This is a genomic window from Leptothoe sp. PORK10 BA2 (assembly GCF_034932105.1).
In the GTDB taxonomy this organism is placed as follows: domain Bacteria; phylum Cyanobacteriota; class Cyanobacteriia; order Phormidesmidales; family Phormidesmidaceae; genus Leptothoe.
Window position 1 is genome coordinate 1 of record NZ_JAYGIG010000039.1, and the last position, 13,006, is coordinate 13,006.

10 protein-coding genes are annotated in these 13,006 nt (G+C 53.8%); 1 reads left to right on the forward strand and 9 read right to left on the reverse strand.

Annotated elements, in window-relative coordinates; all coding sequences use genetic code 11:
- Positions 1-498: 498 nt before the first annotated feature.
- The 8 genes from VB741_RS10820 to VB741_RS10855 form a co-directional block, all read right to left on the reverse strand.
- Complete coding sequence (locus VB741_RS10820; RefSeq protein ID WP_323365186.1) at positions 499-2,172, reverse strand: ATP-dependent nuclease; 1,674 nt, start codon at positions 2,170-2,172, stop codon at positions 499-501.
- Between the two features lie 163 nt (positions 2,173-2,335).
- The gene (locus tag VB741_RS10825; RefSeq protein ID WP_323365187.1) at positions 2,336-3,199 is read right to left on the reverse strand and encodes a hypothetical protein; all 864 of its coding nucleotides are present in this window, start codon (positions 3,197-3,199) and stop codon (positions 2,336-2,338) included.
- A gap of 5 nt (positions 3,200-3,204) precedes the next feature.
- Positions 3,205-3,435, reverse strand: coding sequence for a hypothetical protein (locus VB741_RS10830; RefSeq protein ID WP_323365188.1), 231 nt, complete (start codon positions 3,433-3,435; stop codon positions 3,205-3,207).
- Positions 3,436-3,439: 4 nt separating this feature from the next.
- Complete coding sequence (locus tag VB741_RS10835) at positions 3,440-6,052, reverse strand: hypothetical protein (RefSeq protein WP_323365189.1); 2,613 nt, start codon at positions 6,050-6,052, stop codon at positions 3,440-3,442.
- Positions 6,045-7,358, reverse strand: a complete 1,314-nt coding sequence (locus VB741_RS10840; protein WP_323365190.1) for a hypothetical protein — start codon at positions 7,356-7,358, stop codon at positions 6,045-6,047. The genes VB741_RS10835 and VB741_RS10840 overlap by 8 nt, the downstream gene beginning before the upstream one ends.
- 1 nt (position 7,359) lies before the next feature.
- Entirely contained in the window at positions 7,360-8,916 is a 1,557-nt protein-coding gene (locus tag VB741_RS10845; RefSeq protein WP_323365191.1) for a hypothetical protein, read from the reverse strand.
- A gap of 260 nt (positions 8,917-9,176) precedes the next feature.
- The gene (locus VB741_RS10850) at positions 9,177-10,049 is read right to left on the reverse strand and encodes a TIGR02391 family protein (protein WP_323365192.1); all 873 of its coding nucleotides are present in this window, start codon (positions 10,047-10,049) and stop codon (positions 9,177-9,179) included.
- Between the two features lie 215 nt (positions 10,050-10,264).
- Positions 10,265-11,287 (reverse strand): hypothetical protein, encoded by a 1,023-nt coding sequence (locus VB741_RS10855; protein ID WP_323365193.1) that lies wholly within the window; start codon positions 11,285-11,287, stop codon positions 10,265-10,267.
- Positions 11,288-11,542: 255 nt separating this feature from the next.
- On the opposite strand from VB741_RS10855, the gene VB741_RS10860 reads away from it, so the two are divergent.
- Positions 11,543-12,511 carry an integron integrase gene (locus VB741_RS10860; RefSeq protein ID WP_323365194.1) on the forward strand — a complete coding sequence of 323 codons (969 nt, stop codon included), beginning with the start codon at positions 11,543-11,545 and terminating at the stop codon, positions 12,509-12,511.
- A 52-nt stretch (positions 12,512-12,563) separates the two neighbouring features.
- On the opposite strand, the gene VB741_RS10865 is transcribed toward VB741_RS10860, so the two are convergent.
- Positions 12,564-12,980, reverse strand: coding sequence for a hypothetical protein (locus VB741_RS10865; protein WP_323365195.1), 417 nt, complete (start codon positions 12,978-12,980; stop codon positions 12,564-12,566).
- Between the last annotated feature and the right edge of the window lie 26 nt (positions 12,981-13,006).

A 13,006-nucleotide genomic window follows, 5' to 3' on the forward strand; every position in this document is an offset into this window, starting at 1 on the left:
TTTTCTGGAACCTCTCGTCGCTACTTTTTTCATTTTCGGTAATAGCGAGTTCTTTTTGACTTGTATTCCTAATGATTGCTACTAATTTTATGAGATTTCTCAACCTGGCAAATGAAGCCATCTAACGGATTGGCATCAGGGGCGCGAGCACAAATTTAAAGAGATCAACCACAGCTTAGAACGAGCGTCCCTCTGCATGCCCTAGTTAGACAAGGCGAGAAAAACACAGAAAGATTAAGCTAAAGAAGATCGCCCCATTCTACGCAAGAGCCACTCCCAAATAATAGCAAAAGCCAACCCAAACCAAGCTGAACGCAACAAAACCTGAGAAAACGTGAACAACCCAACACCCAAAAATGTATGCCTAAGAGAACAATGTGACTGTGGGGGCGGGGTCTAACGGCCACCATCAGGGGCGCGAGAATTAATTAAAGCAACAACTAGTAGCGTGATTCGAGCGTCCCTCTGCATGGATTGGTTAGACCAGGGAAAAAAAATTTACTTAAATGCCTTATTCAATATTTTCACAAGTTTGTAAAATTCTGCGTAATCATCACTATTCGCTTCTGCTTTTTGCTTAAATTCATCTAAATAAAGAGATTTAAGCTTATTCTTCGCGATTTTTTGCTCTTCTCTCGTACCGTGAATACCTTCCTGAACTAAGTCTGGATTATCTGTATTAACTCGATTTTTGTATTCTTCAGGAATAAGACCCTCAATACTTCTTGAACCTGCTTTATTAATACCGACAACCACATATGATTTATTTTTCTCAAACCCATGACGCTGAAGAGTCGGCTCAACATCCTTCACTACATCAATATCAAAGGCAACAACTAAATCTTTACTTTTAGACTTAAGAAAATTAAGAAGTGTAGGATTCTTTAAATTTCCACATCCATCATACGGAAAAATATCCCCTTCAAATGAAAGTTTATTTTTTCCATGAATATCAAGACGTAGCAATTCAAAATATTCCTTGTCAACCTTACCTTCAACTAATAAATGTGATTTAGATTCAGAAAAAAATATTTCTCTCCACGGCTTAAATTCATTATTTGCTAAACCGAGAACTACACCAAATGGTTCCATCCAGTTATCACCAGAGGTGTCAACTCTAATGGTTTCCCTCAGATGTTTCCTGACCACCTTACGCTGCAACAAAATATTGCTTTCTGGTGAAGATTGATTAAGCATATATGGACTGTGTGTAGTTGTTATAACCTGCACTCCAAATTCATTTGATATTTGCTGTAAAATTCTACCAAATTCAGCTTGAGCAGAAGGATGAAGAAAACTTTCTGGTTCTTCAATTATTAGAATAGGAGTCAAGGTTTCAGCTGTAGTCACAGATTCGCTCACCTGCTTTGCTTTCAGTAGAGTCAAAAAAATCATTGTTCTATTTTTTGTTCCACTCCCCCAATCATCAAGATCAACTTCCATTTTGCTGTCACCTAATGATAAGTTATATGGAAGCCTATCAAAACTCATATTCGGAACTGTAATACCTACCTTCAAATTACTATTCAATCTTGATAGTAACGAGGAAACTTCTTCTTTTTGCGTCTTCGCAATTCTTGTCAAAGATTTTTTCATGCTAGATGTCATTTTGCTTAATTCAGTTGAATATTGCTCTGAAAACTCTTGCAAAAAACCAGTAAAAGAGCCTCTAGTCTCAATTTCAGTTGAATTATGAATCAAAATGCTTAACTGTACTTTATTGTGTATTTCTTGAGCTTTAATTCCTTCAAATGTTTGACCTTCTATCTCAGCAATTACTTCATTTGAGGATATGTAATCATTCCAAGTAGAACGCAATCTCAAGCAGAGCATTTCTTTTTCATCTGATATTTCAAGATCTAGATAATCCACAAAAAATTCAAATACACCTGCATCTGCTTTCCTATAGATCGTAAGATCCACAGTAACTCTTACTTCTTTTTCTCCAATCTTTGTTTCTTTCCATCGAGGATAGTCCCTTATCGCAGATATGCCACGCCTTCTTACTCTGCCATATATATTATCTTCTCGAAGAACTGCTCTTAAAGCCCTCACAATATTACTTTTTCCCGCATCATTTTGACCACAGATAGCGGAGTAAAAGTCATCAAAATCAATATCAATATTCTCAAAAGTTCGAAAATTAATAATTTTCAATTTGGTGATTTTCAAATTCTAATCTCCGTAAACCATTGAATTCTAACGCCCAGCATCAGCGGCGGGCCGCGCAGCGGACCGTCCGCTGCATGCTGTTGTTAGGCGCCTCTTCGCGATGCTGCCGATCACTTGTCATTGACGAGATATCCCCAGGCCGCTTGTAGCGGGTGGAACGAACTCAGTCTGGCTGATGCGAGCGTAGTTCCGAACCGCTACCGTCGCCGCAAAGGGGAGCCAGGGCGCCGCGCGCCTCCCGCTCGGCCTCTGCGATCATGCGCCGGGCCATGTCGGAGGCGTGGTACCAGGGCAAGGCGAGCGCGATCAGCCGCCTTGCGTCCTGCAGCCCCTCCGGAAGCCTGTTCGTCGCGGCCTGCATGTAGACGGCCATTTCGCCCGATCCGTCGCCCATGACGGCGAGTTGGCGGAAGTTGAGATCGTCATGGGCAGCCAGCTTCGGGGGCAGGTCTATGACCCCGTCCAGCAGCGCCCGAAGCCGGCGGATCGGCGGCTCATGCGGAAAGGCGATGTAGACCCGTGGTTCCGCGTCCCGCAAGCCGAAGCCGGACCGAAGCCGCACCACGGGATCCCGCAGCAGCGCCTCGACGACCCGCCGCAGTTCTGGGGACAGCCTGTCGAGCGCCGCGTCGGCGCCGCACTCGTGAAAGAGGCGGAACCGGTAGACGCGCGTCCCGTCGGGCTCGTGGCGCAGGTAGACCGCCGCCAAGTCCGTCCCCGGCGCCGCGTCGAGCGAATGATAGAGGCATTCCGGCGTCGTCCCGCGGAACCCAACCGCCATGGTGCGTAGGAAGCTGAAATGCTCGGGCGCCCACCCGCCGGGAAATCCGAGCGCCGCGGTCAGCGCCGCGTGCTCGACCGCCGAGGCGGCAGGCTGGACGCCTAGCCAGGCGAGCCATTTCGGCCGCGGGGCGACGCCGCGCGGGCTCACTCGGAGCGACCATTCCGCCATGGGGCGACGCAGGCCGGACCAGCGCCGCGCAAGCCAGCAGTGCGCCGCCGCGGGCAACGCAACTTCGTCAGTCATGGGGGTCAGGCCCAGGACTTGAGGAAGTCGTCGGCGTCGGGCGCGTCCGGCTTCAGAGCCGCCCGCAGTTCCTCGGGATTGGTCTGATAGCCCCGCGACGCGACCCGCGCGGCCAGCGTCTCCCAATCGCCCGGCGCGGTGATGGCGAGGTCGACCGCGAAGCGCTCCAGAACCTCCGGGTCGGCCCGCATGTTTTCGACCATGTGCCGCAGGGTTTTGGTCGGTTGATCGGTCATGGCGTCACCAATGCGTTGGGTTGAGTTTGTCAATGACGGTGTTCAGCGCGCTGCTGATCGCGTCGCCCACCGCGGCGAAGGGGCCGCCGATGGCCTTGAATGCGTCAGCGATCACCTGCGCCGGGTAGCCGACCGTCTTCAGCACGTCGGCCACGGTGTTCGGCGACAGGGTGAATACGTCGCCTATGACCCGGCTGATGTTCTCCACCGGCTCACCGATGTCGCCCAGCAGCTTGGCCGTCGCCTTCGCGTCCAGCCCGAAGGCGGAGTGGAGCGCCGAGGCGATGTTGTCGGGAGTGAAGCCGAGCTCTTTCATCAGCGGGGCGGCAAGCGCGCCAGTCAGGCCGAAGGGTCCCGACATCGCGGCCATCAGCGCGGCCGGGGTGATGCCGGCGAAGGCGCCCTGCAGCTGCTCGGCTGCCTCCTTGGTGGCCATGCCGATGTCCTTGAGCACTTTCGCCGCCTGATCGGCGGTGTGCTTGAAGTAGTCCTTCAGGCCCGAGGCTATGTTCTCCACCTCGTCGATGTCCTTGTCGAAGGCGGCCTTGGCCCAGGCCAGCGGGTCGGCCAGCAGCTTCTCGAAGAGGTCGACCGCGTGGGCGAGGATGTAGTTCTCGACCGCCTTGGTCACGTCTTCCAGCTTCTGGACGTTCACGTCGATGGTGAACGGACCGAAGTTGAGCGGCTCTCCCATGAAGCTGAAGCCGGCACCGGCGCTGACCTTCAGATGGCCGCCGACCATCTCCAGCCCCAGCGAGACGTCGATGGTCGCCTGCAGATGGATCGAGCCCAGGGGGCTGGGCAGGGAGATCTTGAAATCCGGCCCGAACGAGAAGGCGCCGGCGAACTTGCCCTGCTCGGACAGTTTGCAGGTGACCTCGGCCAGCGGCATTTTCAGGTGGAAGGCGAGTCCCGACTTGTCGACCTTGGCGTCGATCTGCTCGAACACGACCCCGAACAGCGTCGCAGTCGCGTCCATCTGGAAATAAGGCTCGGCCGCGGTGCTGACATGCAACTCGGGCCCGCCGCCGGCGACGACCTGCTTCTTGGTCGCGTTCTTGATCGCCTCGCGCTCCGCCGCCGTCTTCGGCACGACGTTGTTGCGGATCGGGTTGCCCTTGGCGTCGAACTTCATCTCGACCGGCTTGCCCTTGCCGGTCAGCCCAAAGACGCCGCCCAGATCCAGCGGCGCCATCACCGCGTCGGCCTTTATGTGGTCCAGCGCGATGTCGACGTCGGCGTAGAACTGCAGGCCCAGCAGGTCCATTTGGGCGCTGAACCCGTAGCCGCCCTTGGCCAGCGTGCCGTCGGGCAGGGCTAGCGGCTCCAGGGGGTTCTCGGACCAGCGGAACGAGAGGTCGCTGAACTCCACCGGAACATCGATTGAGATATTCTGGTCCGTCAACGCGGTCAGCACCGTCGGCAGGTCCAGCTTGGGGACATAGAAGGACAGGTAGACCGGGTTCGGGACGTCGCCTTCAAGGTCCAGGATCAGCGCGAAGGTGTCGTCGTCCAGCGCGATCGAGCCGCCCTCGCCGATATGGAACTTGCCCTCCAGCCCGAGCGCATAGCCCGGCGGCTCGAAGATCACGCCCATGCCCACGCCGATGTCGTCGAAATGCACGCCCTGAAGCCCCGGTGGGGGCGGCAGCTGCGCCTTGGAGCTGTCCAGATCGAAGCCCACCTCGATCTCGACGTTGTCGACCACCATCGACAGCTTGGTGTCGAAGGTCTGCCTGAAGACGGTAAACGGGAAATGCGCGCCGACCTGCAGGACCACGAACTTGAAGGCTGGGTTGATCGAGAGCGTGACATAGGGCCCTACGATGCGCAGCTTGTGGTCGCCGCCCAGGCCGACATCGATCTCCTTGTAGTAGAAGCGCAGCCTGGTTCCGAGCATGTTCAGCCCGGGATTGGTGTCGACGTCGATCTCGACGTTCACCGGACCCGCCGCCGCCAGCAGCTTCAGCGCCACGCCGGCCAGCGACGGCTCGAAGGGCATGTCCGTCAGGGTTACGACGCCGCCCAGCTTCAGGATGCCGTCCTGGTCGTGGAAGAAGAGGTTTGTCAGCGTGATGTCTGGCATGCCCGACGGGTAGGCTGACCCCGTCAGCACCGGCAACAGCTGCGACAGCGAATACCTGCGCTGCTGCGGCGGCGTCGCGGCCGGGGCCGGATGGGCGGCGCGCCAGGTCAGCGCGGTCATGTAGATCAGCCCGGTGACCTTGTCGTACTTGGGCTGCGTCCTGAAGTAGTCGGTTAGGTCCGTGGCCGAATTCTTGCCAACCACGCCCTTGGATTCGGGCGAGCCAGGATGCTGCGCCACGTATTCGATGAAGGCGTTGGCCTCGTCCATCGCCGCCACGTCGTCCTGCGACGCGGTGAACGCGGTGTGGCCCATCCCCGCGGACCAGCGGGTCACGGGCTTCTGGTCCTTGTCGTAGACGATCAGCGTGCTGAGCGCATGCAGCGCCGTAACCTTGACCGTGGCGCCGGCGGCGACGTCCGCCAGCTTGGTCAGCGTTCCGAAGTAGTTCTTGTGCTCGTCCGCGTCGGCGAAGGAATCCCAGACCTCGATGGGCCCGCCCAGTTCGTTCGTAATCGTCAGATCAGCCATGTCCACCACCTGAATTCACCGGGTCACCATCCACGTCCAGCTCGGACGGATCGGGGTCGTCTATCGCATCGGGCGGATCGACGTCCTGTTCGTGCGCCGCCGCGTCGATGGCCTCGTTCATCGCCTCCAGCGATCCGGCAACGCTTTCGGACAGGGCCAGCACGCGCTCAAACTCGGCCGGGGGCGTGTCGCCGAGTGCGCCGATCTGGGTGCGCAGCGCCTCGATGGCGGGGCCGACCTCGGCGGGGTTCGCGCCCGCCTGGATATGCGTCTGCAGTGTCTGCACAGCCTCGACGATGCCGTTCAGCTGGTTCGAGCCGGGATGCGTGGCGAGCACCGTCTCCAGCTCGCCAGTCAGGGTGTTGATGGCGGCCTGCTGGACCTCGACCAGGCGGGCCGTCACCACTTCGACGGGGGGCAGGCCAACGGGGGGCGTGCCGGGGGCCTCGAAGGTCGCGTTGTAGATCAGGTCGGACACGGTGAAGGCGCTCTGGCCGACATGGCCATCGCCGTCGACGAAGAAGGTCGCGCGCCCCTCGGGCACGATTCCGTCTACGACGCGCACCGGATCGCCCGGATTTCGGTTGGGCGTGCGCGCCACGATGTTGGCGCTGTCGATGTCGCGCACCGAGCTGACGCGCAGGAAGTCGACATCCCCTTCGGCCAGCGCGGCGTTGCCGACGGCGCGGCAGAAATCGGCCCGCTCGGCCCGATAAAGCGTTTCGAGGTTGGTCAGGTCGAGGTTGGGCTCCGCGGCCCGGATGACGCCAAACTCGGGATCGGCCATCGCCTGGGCGTGAATCGCCTCCAGGAGGGGATTGACGGTGTTCGGGCCGGTGCGCAGCCGCAGGTCCATCCCGTTGATGTCGGTGGTGCGCGAGAACAGGAACATCGAGCGCAGGTTGGTCGCCTCGGTCACCTGCAGCGCCGGCTCCAGGCCCCGGTTGTATCGGTAGTAGCTGACCAAGCCGCGCGAATCGACGTCGGGCCCTTCCTGGTAATGGGTCAACTCGGGGAAGGGGTCGCCAGCGTTCAGGAACTCCTCCGAGAAGTAGAGCCCCTGGCGCCCGCCGCCCTGAGTGTCGGTCCCGGTCCAGCGGTTGCCCGTATCGGTGTCCAGCGTGCGGAACTGGCTGCGCCCGGCGTCGGCGGGTTGGGCCATCTGACGGCGATAGGCGACATAGCGGTACCAGGGCCGTCCGGCCACCATGCGAGTGGCGACGGCTGGCCGCCCCGGCCGGGCGATCACCGTCTGTGCGCTGCGAAAGAACAGCTGATAAAGGCGCTGGTTTGTGATGATGGGCATGTCAGACTCCAAACTCGATGGGGGCCTCTTCAGGCGCGCTGAACTCGTCGTCGGCGAAATCGTCGTCGGCGCCGCGCTCCTCGTCGCTGGCCCGTTCCTCCTCGATCTTGCGTTCCTCCTCGACCTGGTGCTCGTTCTCGGCAATGTCGGACTTGACCTCCTCGGCGGCGGACCTGGCCTCCTTGGACATCGATGATTCCGCGTCTTTGAGCAGGACGTCCACGTTGGCGCTGACCTTGTCGAGCGACTTGAGCGCCCCGTCAACGTCGCCCTTGCCGGCGGCGTCGCTGGCGGCCTCGACGGCCTCGGCGGCGTTCTCAACGGCGGGTGAGGCCGGGGCGTCGGCCAGCACCTCCATCAGCCTGTCCTGCTGCACGTCGACGACTTCGCCGACCCTGGCCTGACCCTCGGCGGCGCGCACCCCGTTGACGCTGGCCTCGATGGCGGCGGCGTCGGGATGAGGCGCACGGGCGACTTCGGCGCGCTCGGCCTGGTCGACGTCAGCCTCGCGAGCGTCGATATCGGCCTGGACGTCCTGAGGATCGCGGCCCGCGTCTCTCTCCGCGACCTCATTGCGAGCTCTCTGCTTCCCCTCCTGCCACTGTTTGTACATGATGTAGAGCATCCCGGCCGAGACCAGCAAGCCCGCATGTTTGTCGAGCCAGGACATCAGGTCGGTGCTGGCCTGGGGCGCCGATTTCGACGGAGGCGAGATCTGCTTGAAGTTGCCCAGCACCTTCTTGCCGCCAACCGTCCCCGACAGCGTCGGCGCGATGACGTGGTTGACGGTCTTGCCCTTGGTCTGGATGGCGGGCATCCAGACCGGCCGCAGGCTGGCCGAGATGGCCCCACCGGGTGGGGTCTCGGACACCACGCCGCCTGCGATCGCCAGAGCGACAGGCTGCGACGCGGCGGACCACTTGCCGTCGGCATCGGCCATGGCCAGCTTGGCCGACAGCGTGCGGTCGGCCAGGGAGATGGCGGCCCCGGCAACCAGGGTGCCGGGCGTCGCACCCTCCGTCATGTCGTAGAGGTAGTAGTTGCCCTGCCAGGCTGACAGGTACTCCGCCTGCCAGGACATGATCGTGGTCCAGGTGCTGAGGGTGCACAGATTGAAGGTCTTGCTACCCGCGAAGAACGCGTTGACCGCGTTGGTCTGGTCGTTACCTTCCATCGCGGCCTGGAACTGCGCCGCCAGCGTCGAGGACGGGTTGGCCGAGATGTACCGGACGAACCGGAAGGTCTGCTCCATCGCCGCCTTGTCGCCGGCGCTGACCGTGAAGTCCCGCTCCTTGCTGAACGACAGCACTGCGATCACCTTCACCGGAAAGTTGACCTGCGGCCCCATCACCGGGTCGGAGAGGGGCCCCGTCTGCATCGCCACGATGTGGTTGGCGGCGTGCAGGGTCTTGATCGATGCCGTGGCGCCCGCGGCGACCGAGCCTAGCGGAGTGTAGACGACGGGCGCGTCGGCGCTGTCGCCCTGCTTGAAGACGTCGTACAGGTCGATCGCAGCGCCTGTTTTGTTTGTGACATTAATCGGTTTTTGTTCGCCCATGAGTTTCTCCTTCTCGGTTGCCCTGACTGAATTATGCAGGGGAGATGTTGGCGCCTAACGGTGAGCGTCACCGGCTGTAAATAGCTGCCTCACTATGTCGAGCCTTTATCTAGAAGTCCGGTGCACGCAAATGTTAGGCTACAAACGTTGCCAGCACTTAAGTCTGAGTTCTATGACTGAACGTAAAAGTAGTATAGACGGATAGCTGATGATATTAAGGCAGCTCATCTCTTGTGTGAGCATTACAAAAATGTAAAACCTTAGGAGCTATTTTGCTTTGGCAGTTGATTAATAGCTTGAGCTTCAAGAAGAAAAAGCTCGTTAAGTAATAGAAATTCTCTTACTCCTTCATCTAAGCGTTCCTGAAATTCACGATGGGCACGTCGATTACGAAATGCCATATAAGTCCCCTCAAATAAAGCAGCTCTTCCTTCTCGTTCAGCAGACTCTATATCTCTCCAGTGAAGTAAAGAATCCTTACCTCGAAAAACCTTGGAAAAGAGCTTAGCCCCAATTATCTCATTATTAAGACCAGTTCGTTGCCTAATAGTATCTTCCAATCTTCTATACGCTGACATAAGAGACAAATCTGGCTCTTGTCTAAATTTGATAGCTAAATCCATAATTCTATGGTCAATGAGCCCTAAAGGAATTATCCAAGGAAACTGCTTTAGTACTCTTTTATCATTATCAGTATCATCAGAGAATGCATAGCTGGTAGCGTAGATATATTCATGTACTTGATAAGGAACAACTGGTTTCGTTGAATTTATCTCATCTAAATCTGTATGGGATAAGCATGAATTGTTAATATTCTGAAGGATTCTTGATGAGATCCTATATTCTTCAATCCAAGAAACATAGCGTTGTAAGATTTGGAGTGCAAGAGATAAACCTCTTGGCCCTTCTCCATGATAGCCTGATGAAAATCCAGACTTTATCATTATGTAACCTTCAGTAGCTATTGATAGCAAGAAGCAATGCTCGCTCTCATATGTTAAAAGCCTCACTTCTTCTATCTCGTCCCCGAAGTTGATAAAACGAAGTATTGCATTTAGGCAACTACGAGTTATGCCAGCTCTACCATTATATTGAACATCTGCAAGCTTACCTTTGCTATTCCAATTTAGCATATTGATTCAATTAGTATTACACGGATTATTAATTTACTGTAGTGAAAAACAACCCTTTGAGAGCTCATAGCCTTCAGGTAAGGACGCACCGCTCACATGAAGGCAAGAAAAGCTCGTAGGATCCCTCCCCCGAAGTTATTAGCCTCGCAAAGGCTTACGGCTATAGATTTCCTGGTTCTAACGGACTTAATATGGGACTTGATAACACTTTTTACTCATAACTCATATTGTTCGAAGTTACCTTGGAGATCGGTTGAAAGAAAACGCATATATTTTGTTGATAAAATGCTATTCATAAAGTTGCTTTGATCTACAAGGATACCGTGCTTACCTGCATCATAAAAATTATTAATATCAAAGATATGAGGATTGACCACAAATTTCTTATTCTTAATCTGTTTTATTCCTAGTATAAAGCAAGGGAATAAAGCTCCTTTGATAGAGGCTTCAAATTGTTCTGGAAATAAACCAAATGGTTGATATGTTGGACAACTATGGTTGGAGGCAATTGCATGATATTCAGAAGCTAACCAAGGAGACACCATAAAATTGTGATATGGCTGTGGAATGAAGCCACAGAGAGTAAGTGCATCCGAATCTTTTTCACCTGCAAAGTTCTCTGAAGTCTCTATTGATAGGCTCGTTGAGACTAGCATCGTTTCTTCTCGAATACCAGCAGAACCTGCAACATGAAGGAAGTATAGATAATAGTCTCGAAGTTTTAGTCTTTTTTCATCGCCAGCATCTGTCGCTGCATTTATTAGATCTAAGAAGTCCTGACAGTTTTTACTATCACTGAAGTATTTTCTGAATCTGCTTGAGCAAGATTGATAAATTCTATGCTCTAAACCTGACGTAGATAAAACATTACCTATTCTCTTGAATAGATGAGAAAAGGTTTCGTTAGAAGAGTCATTTATATTAGTAAGCCATCCTCTACTGGTAGAGTTTTCAGGCTTATCTGTGTAGAAGTGCCGTGCTTTTTCTCCAATTAAGAATATGCGCTCATGTAACTTTGATTCTGAAAAATCGTCATAGTTTGAGAATAGTCTTTTTTTAAGCCTTTTGAAGGTCTCACCTCTATAAACAAATAATAAATTTCCTTCTTTGTAAAAGTCTATTAAATGATCTTTAAAGGAATTAAAAATTTCCTTGTCCTTCTGTGGAAGTTCGTCCCCTTTTATGTCGACGAGACTATATGATTCATTGATTGGAGTAACCGTAGTCCAGTAAGACATTATCTAGTTTTCCTTGTTGTCTAACTATATATTCAGCGTCAGATCTGGTCGATAAGATCCCCACTTCCGGATCTTATACGTCACTTTTGGGTGATAACACCCTTATTTACAGAACTTATATACAATTTTTGACGCATAACTCCGGGAAATCGGGGTGTTATATGTCACTTCTGACAGTTAAGTATGGTGAGTGGGGTGCTTATACGTCACTTCTGACAGTTAAGCACCCATCTAGGGGAGTTATATGCGTTTACCATGGCACCACACAAACCACCTCGCCTGCTCGATCAAGTCAGAGAAGTTGCTCGGTTAAAGCACTTTAGCCTTGCGACTGAAAAGTCCTATGTCTACTACATTCGGGATTTCATCCTGTTTCATAACAAGCGACATCCTAAAGATATGGGAGCGCCTGAAATCAGGTCTTATTTATCGCACCTGGCGATTCAGCGTAACGTGGCCGCATCGACTCAAACAGTAGCCCTGAGTGCCCTGCTGTTTCTGTACCGTCAGGTGTTAGATATTGAGCTGCCATACATAGAGGATATTGAGCGAGCTAGACGCCCCCAACGCTTGCCAGTTGTCTTTACGCGTTCAGAAGTGAAGCGCATTCTAGCGAACCTCGACGGCATCCAACATCTGATAGTCAGTTTGTTCTACGGGACGGGAATGCGCTTGACGGAAGGGTTGCGCTTACGCGTGAAGGATTTAGATTTTGAGTATCATCAAATCACCGTGCGCGATGGCAAAGGTCAGAAAGATCGTCTTACAATGCTGCCCAGCTCATTGGTCGAGCCATTACAGCAGCAATTGCAAAAAGCTAAACGGCTGCATGACCAGGACTTAGCAATGGGGTACGGCACAGTGGAAATGCCCTATGCGCTAGCTCGTAAATATCCCAATGCCCATAGCGAATGGAAATGGCAATTTGTGTTTCCCTCCTGGAAGCGTTCTGTTGATCCTCGTAGCAAGATTGTCAGGAGACATCACATTTATCAGCGCTCCATACAAAGAGCTGTAAAGCAGTCTATGCAGCGCGCTGGCATCACTAAACATGGTGGCTGTCACACCTTTCGCCATAGCTTTGCCACCCACCTTCTAGAAGATGGTTATGATATTCGAACTGTACAAGAGCTGTTAGGTCACAAGGATGTGAAAACTACGATGATCTACACCCATGTGCTGAATCGGGGCGGACGTGGGGTACGGAGCCCATTGGATACGTAAATAGTGAAATAAACTCCCAAAATACTGGGGATCAAATGACCACATAGAACAGCTAACCCTTCAACCGCCTTTGCATTGTCTCCAATTTCCTCAAATCCGCTGCCCGCTTCCGCCGCTGATATCGCTCCTTTGCCAATCCATTCACCGCCTTCATCGCCTTCGGATGCTCTGCCAGATACAAATAAGCCGCCTCAAACCAGACCTCTTTGGTCACCTTCTCATCCATACAGAGATGGCGTAGTGACTTATCAATATGTTCTTCCAACCGCGTCGTAGTACGTACCAATTGCGGTAAGTCCGTCTCATCATGCTGTGTAGACATATTGACGTCAACACCTGTAGACACACCAGCGTCAGTATATCCTGGGGTTTCGTGTGCGATCGCACCCCGTTGACCAGACTTCACAACCACTGGATTCGGCTCCAACTCATCCGTTCGAGGAGGCACACTGGGCCGCTTCCGCTGCATTAACCGTTTCAGAGCATCCTCATTTA

What these genes read in the sequence shown, in the direction of transcription:
- VB741_RS10825 (WP_323365187.1), bottom strand. Translation starts at nt 3,199, where the DNA reads ATGACTGACGAAGTTGCGTTGCCCGCGGCGGCGCACTGCTGGCTTGCG.
- VB741_RS10830 (WP_323365188.1), bottom strand. Translation starts at nt 3,435, where the DNA reads ATGACCGATCAACCGACCAAAACCCTGCGGCACATGGTCGAAAACATG.
- VB741_RS10835 (WP_323365189.1), bottom strand. Translation starts at nt 6,052, where the DNA reads ATGGCTGATCTGACGATTACGAACGAACTGGGCGGGCCCATCGAGGTC.
- VB741_RS10840 (WP_323365190.1), bottom strand. Translation starts at nt 7,358, where the DNA reads ATGCCCATCATCACAAACCAGCGCCTTTATCAGCTGTTCTTTCGCAGC.
- VB741_RS10845 (WP_323365191.1), bottom strand. Translation starts at nt 8,916, where the DNA reads ATGGGCGAACAAAAACCGATTAATGTCACAAACAAAACAGGCGCTGCG.
- VB741_RS10850 (WP_323365192.1), bottom strand. Translation starts at nt 10,049, where the DNA reads ATGCTAAATTGGAATAGCAAAGGTAAGCTTGCAGATGTTCAATATAAT.
- VB741_RS10855 (WP_323365193.1), bottom strand. Translation starts at nt 11,287, where the DNA reads ATGTCTTACTGGACTACGGTTACTCCAATCAATGAATCATATAGTCTC.
- VB741_RS10860 (WP_323365194.1), top strand. Translation starts at nt 11,543, where the DNA reads ATGGCACCACACAAACCACCTCGCCTGCTCGATCAAGTCAGAGAAGTT.
- VB741_RS10865 (WP_323365195.1), bottom strand. Translation starts at nt 12,980, where the DNA reads ATGCAGCGGAAGCGGCCCAGTGTGCCTCCTCGAACGGATGAGTTGGAG.